The 17,416-nt window shown below is 63.5% G+C and carries 18 protein-coding genes; 11 read left to right on the forward strand and 7 right to left on the reverse strand.

What is annotated here, in order from left to right; translation table 11 throughout:
- Positions 1–18 precede the first annotated feature (18 nt).
- From GGQ88_RS14700 to GGQ88_RS14710, 3 genes are all read right to left on the reverse strand, one after another.
- Complete coding sequence (locus tag GGQ88_RS14700; RefSeq protein ID WP_183614198.1) at positions 19–363, reverse strand: energy transducer TonB family protein; 345 nt, start codon at positions 361–363, stop codon at positions 19–21.
- Positions 364–400: 37 nt separating this feature from the next.
- Positions 401–2,290, reverse strand: a complete 1,890-nt coding sequence (locus tag GGQ88_RS14705) for a methyl-accepting chemotaxis protein (RefSeq protein ID WP_183614199.1) — start codon at positions 2,288–2,290, stop codon at positions 401–403.
- A 189-nt stretch (positions 2,291–2,479) separates the two neighbouring features.
- Positions 2,480–2,896: a secondary thiamine-phosphate synthase enzyme YjbQ gene (locus GGQ88_RS14710; protein ID WP_183614200.1), complete on the reverse strand. Its 417-nt coding sequence runs from the start codon at positions 2,894–2,896 to the stop codon at positions 2,480–2,482.
- A gap of 9 nt (positions 2,897–2,905) precedes the next feature.
- Here GGQ88_RS14710 and GGQ88_RS14715 point away from each other — a divergent pair, with 9 nt between their 5' ends.
- On the forward strand, positions 2,906–3,526 hold the full coding sequence (locus GGQ88_RS14715) for an alpha-ketoglutarate-dependent dioxygenase AlkB (RefSeq protein ID WP_343057227.1): 621 nt from the start codon (positions 2,906–2,908) through the stop codon (positions 3,524–3,526).
- On the opposite strand, the gene GGQ88_RS14720 is transcribed toward GGQ88_RS14715, so the two are convergent.
- The 3 genes from GGQ88_RS14720 to ligK all read right to left on the reverse strand — a co-directional run bounded on the left by GGQ88_RS14720 (position 3,496) and on the right by ligK (position 6,393).
- Positions 3,496–4,395, reverse strand: a complete 900-nt coding sequence (locus GGQ88_RS14720) for an amidohydrolase family protein (RefSeq protein ID WP_183614201.1) — start codon at positions 4,393–4,395, stop codon at positions 3,496–3,498. The genes GGQ88_RS14715 and GGQ88_RS14720 overlap by 31 nt on opposite strands.
- Positions 4,396–4,530: 135 nt before the next feature.
- The gene (locus GGQ88_RS14725; protein ID WP_246386047.1) at positions 4,531–5,595 is read right to left on the reverse strand and encodes a 4-oxalomesaconate tautomerase; all 1,065 of its coding nucleotides are present in this window, start codon (positions 5,593–5,595) and stop codon (positions 4,531–4,533) included.
- A gap of 123 nt (positions 5,596–5,718) precedes the next feature.
- Complete coding sequence (gene ligK / locus GGQ88_RS14730) at positions 5,719–6,393, reverse strand: 4-carboxy-4-hydroxy-2-oxoadipate aldolase/oxaloacetate decarboxylase (RefSeq protein WP_183614202.1); 675 nt, start codon at positions 6,391–6,393, stop codon at positions 5,719–5,721.
- A gap of 103 nt (positions 6,394–6,496) precedes the next feature.
- Between ligK and ligR the strand changes: the two genes are divergently transcribed.
- The 10 genes from ligR to GGQ88_RS14780 all read left to right on the forward strand — a co-directional run bounded on the left by ligR (position 6,497) and on the right by GGQ88_RS14780 (position 16,439).
- Complete coding sequence (ligR, locus tag GGQ88_RS14735; protein ID WP_183614203.1) at positions 6,497–7,666, forward strand: aromatic metabolism transcription factor LigR; 1,170 nt, start codon at positions 6,497–6,499, stop codon at positions 7,664–7,666.
- 62 nt (positions 7,667–7,728) lie between these two features.
- Positions 7,729–8,568 (forward strand): NAD(P)-dependent oxidoreductase, encoded by an 840-nt coding sequence (locus tag GGQ88_RS14740; RefSeq protein WP_183614204.1) that lies wholly within the window; start codon positions 7,729–7,731, stop codon positions 8,566–8,568.
- Positions 8,565–9,590, forward strand: coding sequence for an amidohydrolase family protein (locus tag GGQ88_RS14745; RefSeq protein WP_183614205.1), 1,026 nt, complete (start codon positions 8,565–8,567; stop codon positions 9,588–9,590). The genes GGQ88_RS14740 and GGQ88_RS14745 overlap by 4 nt, the downstream gene beginning before the upstream one ends.
- On the forward strand, positions 9,587–10,024 hold the full coding sequence (gene ligA / locus GGQ88_RS14750; protein ID WP_183614206.1) for a protocatechuate 4,5-dioxygenase subunit alpha: 438 nt from the start codon (positions 9,587–9,589) through the stop codon (positions 10,022–10,024). Before GGQ88_RS14745 ends, ligA begins: the two co-directional genes overlap by 4 nt.
- A 1-nt stretch (position 10,025) precedes the next feature.
- Positions 10,026–10,868: a class III extradiol dioxygenase subunit beta gene (locus GGQ88_RS14755; RefSeq protein WP_183614207.1), complete on the forward strand. Its 843-nt coding sequence runs from the start codon at positions 10,026–10,028 to the stop codon at positions 10,866–10,868.
- A gap of 126 nt (positions 10,869–10,994) precedes the next feature.
- Positions 10,995–11,939 (forward strand): Gfo/Idh/MocA family oxidoreductase, encoded by a 945-nt coding sequence (locus tag GGQ88_RS14760; RefSeq protein WP_183614208.1) that lies wholly within the window; start codon positions 10,995–10,997, stop codon positions 11,937–11,939.
- A gap of 195 nt (positions 11,940–12,134) precedes the next feature.
- Entirely contained in the window at positions 12,135–12,923 is a 789-nt protein-coding gene (locus GGQ88_RS14765; protein ID WP_183614209.1) for a CmcJ/NvfI family oxidoreductase, read from the forward strand.
- 56 nt (positions 12,924–12,979) lie between these two features.
- Complete coding sequence (nov2, locus tag GGQ88_RS14770) at positions 12,980–14,458, forward strand: lignostilbene-alpha,beta-dioxygenase NOV2 (RefSeq protein WP_183614210.1); 1,479 nt, start codon at positions 12,980–12,982, stop codon at positions 14,456–14,458.
- Positions 14,455–15,378, forward strand: coding sequence for an NAD(P)H-binding protein (locus GGQ88_RS14775; RefSeq protein ID WP_183614211.1), 924 nt, complete (start codon positions 14,455–14,457; stop codon positions 15,376–15,378). Before nov2 ends, GGQ88_RS14775 begins: the two co-directional genes overlap by 4 nt.
- A gap of 5 nt (positions 15,379–15,383) precedes the next feature.
- A complete protein-coding gene (locus GGQ88_RS14780; protein WP_183614212.1) occupies positions 15,384–16,439 on the forward strand; it encodes a phosphatase PAP2 family protein in 1,056 nt (351 codons plus the stop codon).
- A 40-nt stretch (positions 16,440–16,479) separates the two neighbouring features.
- Here GGQ88_RS14780 and GGQ88_RS14785 read toward each other — a convergent pair whose 3' ends face one another.
- The gene (locus GGQ88_RS14785) at positions 16,480–17,361 is read right to left on the reverse strand and encodes a dienelactone hydrolase family protein (protein WP_183614213.1); all 882 of its coding nucleotides are present in this window, start codon (positions 17,359–17,361) and stop codon (positions 16,480–16,482) included.
- Between the last annotated feature and the right edge of the window lie 55 nt (positions 17,362–17,416).

Here is a 17,416-nt window from a genome sequence, read left to right on the forward strand (position 1 = left end):
ACCGGTACAGATGTCGGATTAGAGCAGTTTCCACGTCAATGGCACGACCAGCGCCGTCGCTCCGCCGGGCGGGGGCGGAACCGAGCCGGCACGCGTGGTCATCGACAGCGCTTCCTTGTCGAGTGTAGCCGAACCCGACGGCGCGACCAGTTCGGCGCGTTCGATCGCGCCACCGGCACCGACGTAAATCTTGACACGGGCCGTCCCTTCCTCGCCGCGCATCTGCGCCGAGCGTGGGTAAGTCTGCTTGGATGCGATGATGCGCGTCACCTGGCGTTGCCAGTCTGCTGCCTGTGCAAACGCGGCAGTCGTGGTCAGCGCCAGCGCAGTCACGCCGAGGACAAACTTTCCGATCATTTTCATTGGCTTATATCCTTGTACATGGTTGAGGAAAGGCGAGTCAGAATTCGGACCAATCGTCGGCCTTGAGCGCGGTATTTCCGACGATCGGGGGTGCGTGCCGCGCTTGCAGGACTGACCGGAGGACAGGCGCGGGTTGGGCAGTGGCGGCAGCCTCGAATGCATAGGCGGCGGGCTTTTCGGCTCTTGCGTGATGCGCCGTACCGCCAAGCTGGAACCGGCCGAGCTGCTGCACCAGAGCGACGGTTTCCGACGCCAGATTGCGCGTTCCGGCCGAGCTTTCCTCGACCATGGCGGCGTTCTGCTGGGTGAACGCATCCATCGAGCCCACCATCGTCGAGATATCGGCGATGCCAGCGGCCTGTTTTCCGGCCGCATCGGCGATCTCTTCGACCAGAGAAGACACGGCGCTGACTTCCGAAACGATCTGGCGCAGCGCGTCGCCGCTCGATTCAACGAGGGCGACGCCGCCGCTGATTTCGCCAGTGCTCTTGCCGATCAGTTCGCGGATGGACTTGGCGGCGTCCGACGAACGCTGAGCCAGAGCGCGCACTTCGGTTGCGACGACGGCAAAGCCTCTACCTGCCTCGCCCGCTCGGGCTGCCTCGACGCCAGCGTTGAGCGCAAGCAAGTTTGTCTGGAAAGCGATCCCGTCGATCACGTTGACGATCTCGGCCATTTCGCGCGAACTGCTCTCGATGCTGCGCATGGCAGCGACGGCGCGGTTGGCAGTGTCGCCAACGCCATTGGCAGTGTCGCGCGCGATTGTGAGACGCGAACTGGTCTGCTTGGCGTTCTCGGCAGTGGTCTTGACCGAGGTCGTGAATTCGTTGAGCGTCCGCGATGTCTCGGCCAGCGAATTGGCCTGCTGTTCGGTGCGCAGCGAAAGATCGGTCGATGCGCTGGCAATCTCATCCGTGCCGAGCCTGATCGTGTGGCAGCCGTCCGCGATCTTGGCAAGGACCCGCTCCAGTTCGGCAACGGCGGCGTTGTAATCGACGTGAAGCTTGGCAAGTGCGCCGCTGCCGTTCTCGGGAACGCGCAACGTCAGGTTGCCGTCCGCGAGCGCGGTCAGGCCTTCACCGATCGCGTCGATCGTCAGTTGCGTTTCGCGCGCGCGGGCGTTTTCGGCTTCGGCGCGGGCGTGGTCGGACGCGAAGACATCGCGGAACTGATCGAGTGCGCGGGCCAGGTGGCCCAGTTCGTCCTGGCGGTTGAGACCCGGGATCGCGATTGCGTGATCCCCGTCGAGCAGGCGACGGACAGCCTCGGACATCTGTCTGACGGGCCGGGCGATGTCACGCATCAGCAGCGCAAGCATCACGAGCGCCGTAACGAGACCGAAGGTGATTGCGGCGAGCGTAATCGTGCGGCCCGAGCGGTAGATCTGTTCGCTTTGTGCTGCGACGCCATCGGACGCCTTCTTGTTGGTCTCGATTGCGGCCAGGATGGAATCTTCGAGTGCATAAAAGGTATCGAGGCCCTCTGCATCATGCATCGCCTGCGCACCTGCGCCGTCGCCTCCCAACGTCATCTTCTGCATGGTCTCGTCCTGTCGGGCGTAGACATCCCATGCGTCGCGGATCGATTTGAGCGCGGTGGCCTGCTCCGGCACCACGGCAAGCTTGCCGTAGTCGTCCAGGCTTGCGTCAATTACACTGCGGGCATTGCGCAGCAGCTTCTGGTTGCGAGCCATGGCGTCCGGTGCGGACGCGTTGAACATCTCATCCTGCTTCAAGCGGTACTGTGAGGTGTAAGCATGAATGTCGCCCAGCGTGGCTGCCGCCGGCATCCAGCGGTCTCGCTGTTCGGTCGCGATGGCGTTGACCGCTCCGGTCTTGGTGATCGCGAGCACGCCGATCGAAGCCATGACCGCCAGAAGAATGGCGAAGGCAGTGACGATCTTGACCGAAATGTTGAATTTTCGCATGGTGTTCCCTGGCTGAAGATCGGCACGTCGCCGTCCAGTAGCCGGGATAAGGGGAAGGTTCGGTGAGTCCGTGACCCCGTATTGCTTCGCAGGTTCTGGACGGAAGCATTAACCAATGCGTTCGCGTGCTGGTCGGGTTAGGGGGACCTGACTCCGCTTCAATGGCCGCATGGCATGGTTAACGCACCGTCAATCTCCAAGAAGATGCAGGGCGATCGAGCGGCGGTGCGGGGCGCGACGATGTTCACAAAGGTAGATGCCCTGCCATGTGCCGAGCGCAGGCCTGCCGCCCATGACCGGGATCGACAGGCTGACCCCGGTCAGGATCGACTTGAGGTGAGCGGGCATGTCGTCGGGGCCTTCATCGTCATGCGCATAAGCCGTGCTTTCGGGCGCCATCCGGCCGAGCCAGCGGACCACGTCGTCGCGCACTTCGGGCGCAGCGTTTTCCTGGATGCATAGGGATGCCGAGGTGTGACGGCAGAATACCGTGAGCAGGCCGGTGTTCATGCCTTGCGCGGAGACCCAGCGGGTGATTTGGCGCGTGATTTCGTGCAGGCCCTGGCCCGGCGTGGCTATCACAAGTTCGGTGGTCGTCTGGCGCATCGTACCCATATGCCAGACATGAGCGCAGATCAGCCAGACCTGTTCGGCATGGCGTTGCCGATTGCCTGTCCCGTGGAGGGTCTGCGGCTGCAGGCTGGTGTGGTGACGGCCGACGAGGAGGCGGCGATCATTGCGCGTATTGATGCAGCGGGGCTTGAGCCGTTCAAGTTTCAGGGCTGGCTGGGCAAGCGGCTGACGGCATCGTTCGGCAGTGCCTACGATTACACGCGCGGCGCGGTGATGCCCGCTCCGCCGATGCCCGACTGGCTGCTGCCCTTGCGCGCGCGGCTGGCGCGGTGGGCGGGCCTTGCACCCGAGCGGCTGAAGCAGGCGCTGGTCATCCGCTATGATCCGGGGGCCGGCATCGGCTGGCATCGTGATCGCCCGCAATATGGGACGGTAATCGGCGTATCGCTCGGCGCTGCTGAAACGATGCGTCTGCGCAGACGGCGTGACGAGGGCGGGTTCGAGCGGTTCGCGTTACCGCTCCGGCCGCGCGAGGCCTATCTGCTTGATGGGCCTGCGCGTACCGAGTGGGAGCATTCGATCGCGCCTGTCGAATCGGCGCGCTGGTCGGTGACTTTCCGGACCTTGCGCGATCAGCCGCCGACCGTCTCTTCCGGCCAGTAGAGGCGCATCGGGTTGTCGATCAGCAGCTTGCGCTGCAGCTCGGCGGTCGGCGCGATGCGCGGGATCATGTCGACGAGGTGGCCGTCGTCGGGGATTTCGGTGTCCATGTTGGGGTGCGGCCAGTCGGTGCCCCACAAAACGCGGTCCTGATAATCGGCGACCAGCGGTGCAACCGCATCGGCAAAGGGATTCCAGGGATCGCCCGCGCCGCCTTCCTTGATCGCGTCGAGCCGGTCGGGGCAGGTCGCCTTGAACCAGATGTCGTCGCGGCTGTTCAGGAAATTGCGGAATGCCTTCATGTCCGCGCCGTTCGGCCCTTGGCGCACATCGGGACGGCCCATGTGGTCGACCACCAGCGGCACTTCGATCGCGTCCATGAACGGGCGCAGTTCTTCGAGGATGTCGGCCTCGAAATAGATCACCACGTGCCAGCCTTTGGGCAGACGGCGCGCGACTTCGAGGAACTTGTCCTTGGGCGCGTCATCGACAAGACGCTTGAGGAAGTTGAAGCGGATGCCGCGGATGCCGCCGTCGTGGAGTGCGTGGAGATCGGCTTCGGAGATCGCGGGATCGACGACCGCGACGCCGCGGGCGCGACCGTTGGATCTGGCGATGGCATCGAGCGTGGCGGCGTTGTCGGTGCCGTGGCAGCTGGCTTGCACAATGACGTTGCGTGCGAAGCCGAGGTGATCGCGCAAGGCGAACAGCATGTCCGGCCCGGCGTCCTCGGGCAGGTACTTCGCCTTCGCGCTGAACGGGAACTGCGCCATCGGGCCGAACACGTGGCAATGCGCGTCTACCGCGCCTGCGGGTGGGGTGTAGCGGGGCTTGGATGGGTTGGCGTGCCAACTGATGATGCGGTCGGTCATGTCTATTCCTTAAGCTCTCTCCCCTTCAGGGGAGAGATACGCAGGCTTGCCAGCTTGCTGGCTAGCCGGAGTTGAGCGGGGGCAAGTAGCGTGTGGCCCCTCTCCCAACCCTCTCCCCTGAAGGGGAGAGGGCTATTACCCGAATGCGGTCCCATCCATCAATTTGCGCGCGGTGCGCAGCAAAGCTGCCGTGCGGACATCGCCCTTTTCGTCCACTTCCAGAACGCAGCTCATTTCGCCAGTAGGGTGCTCTACCGAAACCAGCTTGCGAGGGCCGTCCGGGATCTGCGCCACTTTGGCAGCAGGAGAGCCTTCAAGCAGGCAGGCGGTTGCCACGCTGACTGCGCCAAGTACGCCGATCGTGGCGTGGGCGCGGTGGGGGATGAAGCTGCGCACGGTGACCGCGCCGCCGTTCTTGGGCGGGGCGACCAGCATCATCTTGGGGACGGACTTGTCTTTCACATCCCCGAGATTCATCATCGGCCCGACGATCAGGCGGATGGCTTCGAGCTGCGCCTTGAGGTCGGTAGCGTTGTCGAGCCAGTCGCGGTCTTCGTAGCCGGTGATGCCGAGGTTCTGCGCCTTCATCACGACGCAGGGCATGCCGTTGTCGATCAGCGTGACGGCGACGCCGTTCACCACGTCGACCGCGTTGCCGGTTGGCAGGAGCGCGCCACAGGAGGAGCCTGCGGTATCGCGGAATTCGAGCGGGATGGGGGCGTGTGTGCCGGGCACGCCGTCGATCGCGGCATCGCCCTGATAGGTGACCGTGCCGCCGGGCGTCTGCACCGCAGCGACCGCGACTTGACCGGTATTTTCCATGAAGATCGCTACGCGGGTTTCATCGCCGGTGGCTTGGACCAGCCCCCGTTCGATGGCGAAGGGGCCGACGCCTGCCAGAATGTTGCCGCAGTTCTGCGCATCGGTGACGATGGCCTGATCGACGAAGACCTGAAGGAACAGGTAATCGACGTCGATGCCCTCACGGGTGGACTTCGAGACGACCGCGACCTTGCTGGTCAGTGGGTCCGCACCGCCCATGCCGTCGATCTGGCGCGGGTCGGGGCTGCCCATGACGGCGAGAAGGAAGGTGTCGCGGGTGGCGGTGTCGGCGGGGAGATCATCCTTGAGGAAGTAACCGCCCTTTGAGGTGCCGCCGCGCATCCACATGCAGGGGGCTGAGAGGTTGGTGGTGGTCATTTGCTCCCCACCCGCAGGCGGGAGGGGCTGGGGGTGGGCAGAGGCAGGGCAATGCGCCTGGACAGCCCACCCCCGACCCCTCCCGCCTGCGGGAGGGGGGAAGCGAGGAGTGCCCTGATGTGCTTACACATACTTCAGCCCTTCCTTTTCGAGCCGCTCGCGCATCTTGTACATGTCGAGGCCGAGTATGCCTGAGGCCAGCTTTTCGCGCTTTTCGCCTTCATTGGCTTCGCGCGCCTGCGCTGCGGCGAGTACTTCCGCCGCTTTCTCGCGCGGGACGACGCAGACGCCGTCATCGTCGGCCACGATCACATCACCCGGATTGACCAGCGCGTTGGCGCAAATGACGGGGACGTTGACGCTGCCGAGCGTGTTCTTGACCGTGCCCTGCGCGTAGATCGCCTTAGACCAGACGGGGAAGTTCATTTCGGTCAGGTCGCGCACGTCGCGCACGCCAGCGTCGATCACGAGCCCACGGCATTGGCGCGCTTGCGCCGATGTCGCCAGCAGATCGCCGAAGTAGCCGTCCTCGCATGGCGAGGTGGGCGCGAGCACCATGATATCGCCGGGCTGTAACTGTTCGATCGCGACGTGGATCATCCAGTTGTCGCCCGGAGCGGAACTGATCGTGACCGCGCTGCCTGCGATGCGCGCGCCACGATAGATCGGGCGCATGTAGCTGGCGAGAAGGCCGGTGCGACCCTGCGCTTCGTGCACGGTGGCGACGCCACATGCGGCAAGACCGTCGATCACAGCCGGATCGGCGCGTTCGATGTTCTGGACGACGATACCCGACATGGACGGCTCCTGTGGAAATGGTGGATCGTCCATGCGACCGGTCATCCGTGCCAGCCAATGCATTGTTTGCCGATGGGCATAAGGAAATGCTAAGCCACTGCTTATGGCTCAACCTGCGAACAATGGCCGCCACGCTTTCAACACGCGCCATTGGGCTGCGTTTGCCGCAACGGTCCGCCATGGCAGCGTGACGCGTGCAGCAAGGGCGGTGAACCTGACGCAACCGGCGCTGACGCAGGCCATCGCGCGGCTGGAGGCAGAGCTTGGCTGCACGCTGTTCGAACGAGGTCCTGCGGGCATGGCACCGACCGAGCCCGCCTTGCTGCTGGCGCCGCGCGCCGAGGCGGCCATCGCGCAGATCGGATCGCCGCGCGTTACTGGCACGCAGGTACGGGCGTTGCTCGCCTTGGCAAGGGCCGGAAGCTACGCTGCGGCGGCCGAAGCGACGGGGCTGTCGTCGGCGTCGTTGCATCGGGCTGTGGCCGATCTTTCGGTGGCGCTGGGGCAACGGCTGGTCGATCGGCGCGGGCGTTCGGTTGCGTTGACGCCAGCAGGAGCGCGGCGCGCGCGCGGGTTCGGGCTGGCGATGGCGGAACTGCGTTCAGGGCTTGCCGAAGTGGCCGCGTGGCAGGGCAAGGCGGCGGGACGGATCGTGGTCGGTGCGATGCCGCTGAGCCGGGCGCGCTGGTTGCCCGAAACGATCCTGCGCTTCGGCGCGCGGCATCCGGGGGTGGATGTGGCGGTCGTCGAGGGCAGCCATGCCGAGCTTGCCGGGCCGTTGCGCGATGGCGAGGTGGACCTGATGCTCGGCGCTTTGCGCGAGGCTATGGCGCTTGACGACCTGCACCAGGAGGCGGTGTTCGAGGATCGTCCGGCGCTGGTGATGCGGGCGGGGCATCCGTTGCTCAACTATCGCGTGGATGGGGCAATGCTGGCTGCATTCCCATGGATCTTGCCGGGTCGCGATACGCCTTTGCGTCACTACTGGGAGGCCATGATGCGCGCGGCTGGGGCCGAGCCGCCGCATGTCGGGATCGAGTGCGGATCGGTGCTGACCGTGCGGCAATTGCTGCTCGGATCGGACGCGCTGACGCTGTTGTCCCCGGCGCAACTGGCGGTGGAATTGCAGGCGGGCGTTCTGGCAACGCTGCCGCCGCCGGTGCAGGTCCTGCGCACGATCGGGATTACCACGCGCGAAGGCTGGCGACCGACCGCACCGCAGGAGGTGTTCGTCACGCTTCTGCGTGAGGTTGCGGCAGAAGGCTTTGCATAAATTTATACCGCTTGCGATGTTTGCATTTGTTCGTTTGCCCCCGCCGACGCAGGACCGCCGGCATGGAGAGCACAATCGCCTTGATCGGCTTCGGTGAGGCCGGGTCGACATTTGCCGAAGCTGCAGGCTGGCGCTCGGCGGCGCTCGCTTTCGACGTGCTGCCCTGTCGGCGGGCTGCGATGGAGCGCGCAGGCGTCGTGGCCTGTGCCGCAGCCGAGGACGCGCTGTCCGATGCCGATATCGTGCTGTCGTTGGTGACTGCCGATTCGACGCTTTCAGCCGCACGGGACTATGCCGCGCTGATCAAGCCGAACGTGTTATGGTGCGACATGAATTCGGTCGCTCCGGACACCAAGCGGGCGGCGGCGCTGGCCATCGAGGCAGCTGGTGGGCGCTATGTCGATGTGGCGGTGCTGGCCCCGGTCAATCCGGCGCGAATGAACGTGCCGCTGTTGCTGGCCGGCAAGGCTGCGCCGTCGGCCGAGGCGCTGCTGCGCGCCTTGGGCTTCTGCAATACGCGCGTGGTGGGCACCGACATCGGCCGTGCCAGCGCGATCAAGATGATCCGCTCGATCATGGTCAAAGGCGTCGAGGCGCTGACGGCTGAGATGATGCTGGCGGCGACTAAGGCGGGCGTTGTGGACGAAGTGCTGTCTTCGCTGGACGCCAGCGAGAAATCGCAGAGCTGGTTTGCGCGCGCTGAGTACAACATCGAGCGGATGACGACGCACGGGCTTCGTCGCGCCGCGGAGATGGAGGAGTCTGCCAAGACGCTGATCGGGCTCGGGGTCGAGCCGGTGATGACGAGTGGCACGGTCAGGCGCCAGCGGGATATGGCTGGAAAGAAACTTCCGTTCGACACGAACGGATGTGGGGATGTGATTGGAGTGATGACGGAATGACCATGATCATCGACTGCCACGGCCATTATACCGTGTTGCCGAAAGCGCATGACGAATGGCGCGAGCAGCAGAAGGCGGCGTTCAAGGCGGGGACCGAGTGTCCGGCCTATCCGGATATCTCGGACGACGAAATCCGCGAGACGATCGAGAGCAATCAGTTGCGCTTGCTGAAAGAACGTGGCGCGGACATGACGATCTTCTCGCCCCGCGCCTCAGCGATGGCGCCGCATGTGGGTGACCAGTCGGTCGCGGTGAAGTGGGCGCAAGTCTGCAACGATCTGATTGCGCGTGTTGTCGGCTTGTATCCGGACATCTTCGCTGGCGTGTGCATGCTGCCGCAGTCGCCCGAGGCGGACATGACCAGTTCGATTGCCGAGCTTGAGCGCTGCGTCACCGAACTGGGCTTCATCGGGTGCAACCTCAATCCCGATCCGGGCGGCGGGCGCTTCACCCATCCCCCGCTGACCGACCCATACTGGTTCCCGTTCTATGAAAAGATGGTCGAGCTGGACGTGCCCGCGATGATCCACGTCTCGGGTTCATGCAATCCCGCGATGCACGCCACCGGCGGATACTACATCGCCGCCGATACCATCGCGTTCATGCAACTGCTCGAAGGCGATCTGTTCAGCCGCTTCCCGACCTTGCGCTTTATCATCCCGCATGGCGGAGGCGCGGTGCCCTATCACTGGGGGCGCTATCGCGGCTTGGCAGACATGTTGAAGAAGCCCGATCTTTCGGGGCATCTGATGAACAACGTGTACTTCGACACTTGCGTCTATCACCAGCCGGGGATCAACCTGCTGGCCGATGTGATCGAGAACAAGAACATCCTGTTCGGAAGCGAAATGGTCGGCGCGGTGCGCGGGATCGATCCCACCACTGGCTTCTATTTCGACGACACCAAGCGGTACGTCGATGCTCTGGACATCACCGATGCCGAGCGCCACGCAATCTTCGAGGGCAACGCCCGCCGGGTGTTCCCGCGCCTCGACGCCAAATTGAAGGAGAGAGGCCTGTGAGCGACAAGCCCAAGCAGGACATCCACGAATACCTTGCCGAACTGGACGATATTCCCGGCACGCGGATCTATACCGCCGCGCGCGCGCGCAAAGGGTACTGGATCAACCAGTTCGCGATGAGCCTGATGAAGCCCGAAAACCGCGACCGGTTCAAGGCCGACCAGCGCGCCTATCTGGACGAGTGGAACATCTCGGAAGAGGCCAAGCAGGCGCTGCTGGTGCGCGACTACAACAAGCTGCTGGATCTGGGCGGCAACGTCTATTTCCTGTCGAAGCTGTTTTCGGCCGATGGGCTGCCGTTCGCCGAAGCGGTCAGCACGATGACCGACATGACCTGGCCCGAGTATCGCCAAATGATGATGGACGGTGGGCGCTCTGCCGAAGGCAACCGTTCGATCCGGGCCAACCTTGCCGCATTGAAGGACACCAACTGACATGGCGCGTATCACCGCAGGCGTCGGCTCGAGCCACGTTCCGCTGCTTGGCGTAGCCGTCGATCAGGGCAAGACCCGCGACGACTATTTCGGCCCGATTTTTGCGGGCTACGATTGGACCAGGCAGTGGGAGACCGAGGCCAAGCCCGACGTCGTCATTCTGGTCTACAACGATCATGCATCGGCGTTCGATGCCAACATCATCCCGACTTTCGCGATTGGTTGCGGCGAGCGCTACAAGTCCGCCGACGAAGGCTGGGGCCCGCGTCCGGTGCCTGACGTCGAAGGGCATGCCGACATGGCGTGGCACATCGCGCAAAGCCTGATCCTTGATGATTTCGACATGACCATCATCAACGAGATGGACGTCGATCACGGGCTTACCGTGCCGCTGTCGATGATGTTCGGCCAGCCCGAGAAATGGCCGGTCAAGGTCGTGCCGGTGGCAGTCAACGTAGTGACCTACCCGGTCCCCTCGGGCAACCGCTGCTGGGCGCTGGGTGAGGCGATCGCGCGTGCGGTCGAAAGCTTCCCCGAAGATCTCAACGTGCAGATCTGGGGTACGGGCGGCATGAGCCACCAGCTTCAGGGCCCGCGCGCGGGTCTGCTCAATCGCGAATGGGACAACAAGTTCCTCGACCTGCTGTCGTCCGATACCGACGCTGCGCGCTACATCCCGCATATCGAATACCTGCGCGAGACCGGCTCCGAAGGTATCGAGATGGTGATGTGGCTGATCATGCGCGGAGCCCTGGGCGAGAAGGTCAAGACCCTGCACCGTCACTACCACATTCCCTGTTCCAACACGGCCATCGGCCACATCGTTCTGGAGCCAGCCATCTAAAGCCCTCTCCCCTTCAGGGGAAAGGGTTGGGAGAGGGGGACTCTCCACGATCAACTTGGATTATGGGCCGGCCCGAGATTCCCCCTCTCCCCGGCCCTCTCCCCTGAAGGGGAGAGGGAGATTTATATGCGTATTGCCCTCGCGGGTGCCGGCGCGTTCGGCGAAAAGCATCTTGATGGACTGAAGAACATCGACGGGGTCGAGATTACCTCGATCATCAGCCGCCGCGCCGATCAGGCTGCAGCAGTGGCTGAGAAATATGGCGCGAAGCATTCGTCCACCGAGCTTGAGGATGCGCTGGCTCGCGACGATGTCGACGCCGTGATCTTGTGCACGCCCACGCAAATGCATGCCGCACAGGCGATTGCCTGCATGAAGGCGGGCAAGCACGTGCAAGTGGAAATTCCGCTGTCGGACAGCTGGGCCGATGCACAGGACGTGCTGCGCGTTCAGGAAGAGACGGGCAAGGTTTGCATGGTCGGCCACACCCGCCGCTTCAATCCTTCGCACCAGTACGTGCACAACAAGATCGTGGGCGGAGAGTTCAACATCCAGCAGATGGATGTGCAGACCTACTTCTTCCGCCGCAAGAACATGAACGCCAAGGGTGAGGCGCGGTCATGGACCGACCATCTGCTGTGGCACCATGCCGCGCACACGGTCGATCTGTTCGCCTATCAGGCGGGCAAGATCGTCAAGGCCAATGCGGTCGAAGGCCCAATCCACCCACAGCTGGGCATCGCGATGGATATGTCGATCCAGTTGAAGAGCGAAAGCGGCGCGATCTGTACGCTGTCGCTGTCGTTCAACAACGACGGGCCGCTTGGCACGTTCTTCCGCTACATCGGCGATACCGCGACCTATATCGCGCGCTACGACGATCTGTTTACGGGCAAGGAAGAGCCGATCGACGTTTCGAAGGTCGATGTTTCGATGAACGGAATCGAGTTGCAGGACCGCGAGTTCATTTCGTCGATCCGCGAAGGGCGCGAGCCGAACAGTTCGGTGCGACAAGTGCTCGATTGCTACCGGGTGCTGGGCGAATTGGAGCAGCAACTGGCTGCGGGGTGATGCGATGCAGGCCTGCCGGAAACGGCGGGCCTTTTTCGTGAGTGAGTCCTCAACCTCGGCATTGCAAGAAGCGCAGCGACGAAGCAATCCAGAGATGCTGCGCACGACGCCCTGGATTGCTTCGCTACGCTAACCATGACGAGGTTTGGTGCATCGGCAGGATCGACACAAAGTCGGCCGCCACAGGAGAGCATGATGGAAGCGCTGATTGCCTATTCGGGCCGCAAGTTCGCGCGTCCGCGCTATTATGCCAACGCGCATGAACGTGACGAGGTCGAAATCGTCCCCGTGCCGGTGACAATGCACGATGCGCGTACTGCTGCTGCAACCATCGACTGCGAAGGCTTCCAGTTGCTGCGCCACGCCAGCGCAGTTACCGATTTCGCCGACCGCGATCAGGTCGCGCGCGTTCACATGCGCGAGATCCAGGACCTGGTGCAGGCAGTGACGGGTGCAGACCATGTCCATGTCGGCGCGCCCGGACTGCTGCGTTTCTCCGAAAAGTCGGGCAAGGCGGGAAGTCTCCACAATTCCATGCCCGCGCGCTTTGCTCATGTCGATATCTCGGACAGGACCGCGCGGCAGTTCGGTGATCGAGGCGCAAACGGGCGGCCATACCTGCGTTGCGCCGCCTACAACGTCTGGCGCGCCATATCCCCGCCACCACAAGACGTGCCGCTGGCAGTGTGCGACGCGCGCAGCATCGCGCCACAGGACCTGATCGAGGCCGACGCCGTTTTCGATGAAGCGGGCAAGCCCGAGTGGTCGTTCGAGGGCCTTGTCGTGGCGCATAACCCTTCGCATCGCTGGTATTACTACCCGGCAATGACGATCGACGAGGTTATCGTGTTCAAGACCAACGACAGCGATCCGGGCCGGGCGCACCACGTGCCGCACGTGGCGTTCGACCTGCCCGATTGTCCGGCCGATGCGCCGCCACGCATCAGTATCGAGATGCGCGCCACGGCTTGGTGGTGGGCTTGATCTGCGCTCGAATCGCGATACAAGGACCGTAACAAAAGTTACGGTTAGGGATGACGATGGGCGCGTTTCCGCAGACGATGTACTTTACCGGTCTGAACGAACCGGTGGGCAAGGAAATCGAACTCCGGGGTCTGAAGGTCGAAGGCGATCTGCCAGCCGAGGTACGGGGTAGTTTCTACCGCGCGATTCCCGATCCGGCCTTCGCACCGCGCTTCGAAAACGATCACACCTTGTCGGGCGATGGCATGATCAGTCGCTTGTCATTCAACGATGATGGCACCGCGGACTTCATCATGAGGTTCGTCGAAACGGCACGGTACAAAGCGGAGAAGGCGGCGGGCAAGGCGCTGTTCGGCAAATATCGCAATCCGTTCACCGACGATGCGGAAGTGCAGGGCGTGGACCGAACCGTCGCGAACACGACCCCGGTGTGGCACGCGGGACGCCTGCTCATGGCCAAGGAAGACGGTCGGCCGTACCGTGTCAATCCATTGACGTTGGAAACCATCGGCTCTTACGATTTTGGCGGCGCGCTGAAATCCGAGACGATGACCGCGCATGTGCGGATCGACGCTGCGACGGGTGAGCTGTTTTTCTATGGTTACGAAGCAGATGGGCAGGCGTCGACCAAGGTCGCCTATTGCGTGGTCGCGCCCGACGGCGCGCTGAAATCGGAGCAGTGGTTCGACGCGCCCTACTGCGCGATGATGCACGATTTCACGGTGAGCGAGAACTACGCGCTGTTCCCGATCTACCCGACGACGTCCGACCTCGCCCGGCTCAAGGCTGGCGGCGAGCATTGGCACCACGAGCCGGAACTCGACAGCTGGCTCGGGGTGATGCCGCGCTATGGCGATGTTGCGGAGATCAAGTGGTTCAAGGGCCCCAAGGGCTGCCATTCGTACCACATGATGAATGCGTGGGAGGATGCAGACGGCATGCTGCACTTCGACGCGTGCCTCAACAATACCAACGCTTTTGCTTTCATCCGCGAGCCATCGGGTATCCAGATGGGTCTGCAGGACATGGTCGGGGCGCTGACCCGCTGGACCGTCGATCCGCGCAGCGACGGTGGAGACGTGGTCGAAACGATCATCGGGCCTCCGGGCGATTTCCCGGTGATTGCGGCAAAAGTGCAGGGGAAGCCCTACACGACCGGTTTCATGCTTTCGATGAACCCGGCGCTGCAGGGGCCGCCGCTGTTTGCAGGCCCGGTCGGTGTCAGCTTCAATATCCTGCTGCGCCTGGACGGCATGGACACGCCGACGCCGCAGGTCACGCAGGCGCTGCCACTGCCACCGATGGCTGGGTTCAACGAGCCGGTACACGTACCCTCAACCGATCCAGCGAAGGACGGCTGGTTGGTGTTCATTGTCGACAGCCAGATCGGGGACAACCAGTTTACGCATGAGGCGTGGGTCGTGGATGCAGGCAACATCGCAGCGGGGGCCGTCGCCAAGGTGGTGATCCCTGCGCGCCTGCGCCCGCAAGTGCACGGCTGGTGGGTGCCGCAAGCGCAGCTCGACGCGCTGTGAGTGCGGGCAGGATCGTCATCACCGGGGCATCGGGCAACTATGGCCGGGGCGTAACGGATCGCTTGGTTGCCAAGGGCCGCGCCGCCGACCTGATCCTGATCACGCGCAAGCCGGAGAAACTAGCCGATCGCGCTGCACTCGGCTGCGACGTGCGCTACGGCGATTTCGACAAGCCTGAGACTCTGGCCGCAGCGGTGCAGGGTGCGGAGAGGATGTTGCTGATCTCAGGCACCCGCGTCGGTGCGCGCGTGGTGCAGCACAAGGCGGCGATCGATGCCGCCACGGCGGGCGGGGTGAAGCACATCGTCTACACCAGCTTCATCGGCATCGACGATCCCGCCAACCCTGCCGAAGTGCGGCACGACCATATCGAGACCGAACGCCTGATCAAGGCGAGCGGCTGCGCATGGACGATGTTGCGCGACGCGCACTATGCCGACGCGATGATCCTGATGGCGGGGCCCGGCGTGATGCAGTCGGGCAAGTGGTTCTCCAACGCTGGCGAGGGTCGTGAGGCGATGGTCTGGCGCGACGACTGTATCGAATGCGCGGTCGCGGTGCTGACGGGGCAGGGCGACGAGAACCGGACTTACGACATCACCGGGCCGGAGTTGCAGACGTTCGAGGAGGTCGCCGCGTTGATGGCCGACGTTGCCGGGCGTCCAGTGGACTTCGTCCCGCTCGACGACGAAGGCCAATACGCGATGTTCGATGCGCTGGGCATCCCGCGCCGCCCGGTGGATGATCTGGAAGTGGCGGGGCTCCCCTGGAACAGCGACGACATGGTTTCGTTCGGCCGCGCCATCCGCGAGGGCTTTCTCGAGATATGTACCGATGATGTCGAGAGGCTGACCGGACGCAAGGCGCGTTCGGTGCGGCAGATGATCGAGGAAAACGTGGGGATCCTGCGCGGGGCTTGAGACCTTTGCGCGGTTTGCATCGCAAAAAAACCGGCAGCGCGAGCGCAGGGTGCCGCCAGGTAAAGTGCTTCTTAATCATGAAAGGCTATCCGTTGGGCATGCCACCGATAGCCGTTCACGCCGCACCTCCCGTTGTTTGTGTAACCCGAGGCGAGGGCGGTTCTGCTCGGGCACAATCCTTTCAGGCGAGCTGGCTCGTCATCGCTTGTGGGTTTCTGGTCGCATTGTTGACCTTGAAGGTCACCGGAATGGGAATTTTGGTGACCAGCGTGGCCCCGTTGGTCTGCTTTGCGGTGGCCCTGGTCGGGGTGCAGGCCTATTACACTCGCTACAGGTTCGATGAACGGATTGTCGCAACCTGCGGGATTCTTGCCATCCTTATCTCGGCCTGCCTTTTGGCCGCTATCATCAGCCACGCAAGCTTGCGCTTGCGCGCGCCTCAGATTGACGGGGCACTCGACGGGGCGGACCTCGCGCTCGGTTTATATGCTCCGGCTATCGTCCTCAAACTTTCGAAATATCCCGCCTTTGCAGCGCTGTTGGGTGTAATTTATAGCAGCGCCATGCCGGTCTGCGTGATCACCGCCTTGGCTCTTGCGGCAAGCGGGCGCAGAGCGAGGGCGTGCGAGTTTGCATTCAGTTTCACCTTCTGCATTCTGCTGGCCGCGACGGTTTCGGCCGGTTTCCCCGCGCTGGGAAGTACCGTCTATCACGGCATGGAAAGCACTGCCGGCTTGCCGAGCCAGGCAGGTACGTTCCACATGGCGACCGTTGAGTACTTCCGGAACGACCCCTCCGCGATATTCGACCTCGCGAAGGTTCAGGGGATCGTGACTTTCCCATCGTTTCACATGGTTATGGCAATATTGTTGCCCTATGCCCTGCGCGGCGAAACGCGGATTGGCATCTGGATTGCGGTGATCTGGTCGCTCCTGGTCGCACTTTCATCCGTGGTCATCGGTGGACATTATGTCATCGACTTGTTGGCGGGAGCCGCAACCTGGGCGGCTTCTGCCTGGTTGATCCGCTCAGCAGGCCGCGACCCTGACCGGGCGCGCTGACCCCCTATGCATGAAACAAGCCTGCGCGCTGTCTCCAATCTCAGAGATTGGTCTTGAACAGCGCCAGCATCCGGCTCCACGCCTTTTCGGCCTGCGCGCGGTCGTAGATCGGCGCGTCGAGGGTGCACCAACCGTGTTGCGCGGGATAGACTTCGATCTCTGCTGGGCGACCGGCGGCTTTGGCGGCGGCGCGTAACACGTTCTTCTCATCAGGCGCGCGCTCATCATCGTTCTTGGCGATGGCGAACAGGTAGGCGGCCTGTGTCTCGGCCAGCAGGCGGTTGGGCGAATCGGTGTCGGTGCCAACGAGGCCACCGCCATGGAACGAGGCCGCCGCGCCAACGCGCGCGGGATTGGCGAAGGCGGTGCGTACGGTGAATGGGCCGCCCATGCAGTAGCCGCAGGTGCCGATCTTCTTTTTCGTGTCCACTTCCTTCTGGGTGTCGAGCCAGCCGACGAAGGCTCCGGCATCGGACGTGGTGCCCTTGGGCGTGATCGCGGCAATCATCGGCTTGAGCTTCGCCGCGCCTTCGGGCGCGCGCCATTCCATCAGCGAATTGAGGATCGGGGCAGGGCTCGACCGGTAGTACTGGTTCACCACCAGCACCGCATAGCCCGCAGCGGCAAGACGTGTGCCCATGGTCATGTAGGCATCGCGAAGCCCCGCAATATCGGGCCACATGATCACGGCCGGGTGCTTCCCCTTGGTCGGATAGACGAAGAACGCGTCGGCCTTGCCGTCGGGCGTATCGATCGTGACGGTGCGGCTGGCGGTGGCGGCGCTCGATTCGCGGGCCATGCTGCAGCCGGGTAGGGCAGCTAGCGCTGCAACCCCCGCGCCCATGCTGGCAAACTCGCGGCGGTTGAAACCTGCGTCGCGCATCAGGGCGGCGTTTTCGGCTTCGGTGATCTCATCGCACATCGGCAGCGTTCCTCAGGATATCCGTCTGCTTTGCAGCCTAGCGTGCCCACGCGTC

It is taken from the genome of Novosphingobium hassiacum, from assembly GCF_014196055.1.
Classification (GTDB): domain Bacteria; phylum Pseudomonadota; class Alphaproteobacteria; order Sphingomonadales; family Sphingomonadaceae; genus Novosphingobium; species Novosphingobium hassiacum.

Coding starts and splice junctions, on each gene's coding strand:
- GGQ88_RS14700 (WP_183614198.1), bottom strand. CDS start 363: ATGAAAATGATCGGAAAGTTTGTCCTCGGCGTGACTGCGCTGGCGCTG.
- GGQ88_RS14705 (WP_183614199.1), bottom strand. CDS start 2,290: ATGCGAAAATTCAACATTTCGGTCAAGATCGTCACTGCCTTCGCCATT.
- GGQ88_RS14710 (WP_183614200.1), bottom strand. CDS start 2,896: ATGCGCCAGACGACCACCGAACTTGTGATAGCCACGCCGGGCCAGGGC.
- GGQ88_RS14715 (WP_343057227.1), top strand. CDS start 2,906: ATGCCAGACATGAGCGCAGATCAGCCAGACCTGTTCGGCATGGCGTTG.
- GGQ88_RS14720 (WP_183614201.1), bottom strand. CDS start 4,395: ATGACCGACCGCATCATCAGTTGGCACGCCAACCCATCCAAGCCCCGC.
- GGQ88_RS14725 (WP_246386047.1), bottom strand. CDS start 5,595: ATGACCACCACCAACCTCTCAGCCCCCTGCATGTGGATGCGCGGCGGC.
- ligK (WP_183614202.1), bottom strand. CDS start 6,393: ATGTCGGGTATCGTCGTCCAGAACATCGAACGCGCCGATCCGGCTGTG.
- ligR (WP_183614203.1), top strand. CDS start 6,497: ATGGCTCAACCTGCGAACAATGGCCGCCACGCTTTCAACACGCGCCAT.
- GGQ88_RS14740 (WP_183614204.1), top strand. CDS start 7,729: ATGGAGAGCACAATCGCCTTGATCGGCTTCGGTGAGGCCGGGTCGACA.
- GGQ88_RS14745 (WP_183614205.1), top strand. CDS start 8,565: ATGACCATGATCATCGACTGCCACGGCCATTATACCGTGTTGCCGAAA.
- GGQ88_RS14755 (WP_183614207.1), top strand. CDS start 10,026: ATGGCGCGTATCACCGCAGGCGTCGGCTCGAGCCACGTTCCGCTGCTT.
- GGQ88_RS14760 (WP_183614208.1), top strand. CDS start 10,995: ATGCGTATTGCCCTCGCGGGTGCCGGCGCGTTCGGCGAAAAGCATCTT.
- GGQ88_RS14765 (WP_183614209.1), top strand. CDS start 12,135: ATGGAAGCGCTGATTGCCTATTCGGGCCGCAAGTTCGCGCGTCCGCGC.
- nov2 (WP_183614210.1), top strand. CDS start 12,980: ATGGGCGCGTTTCCGCAGACGATGTACTTTACCGGTCTGAACGAACCG.
- GGQ88_RS14785 (WP_183614213.1), bottom strand. CDS start 17,361: ATGTGCGATGAGATCACCGAAGCCGAAAACGCCGCCCTGATGCGCGAC.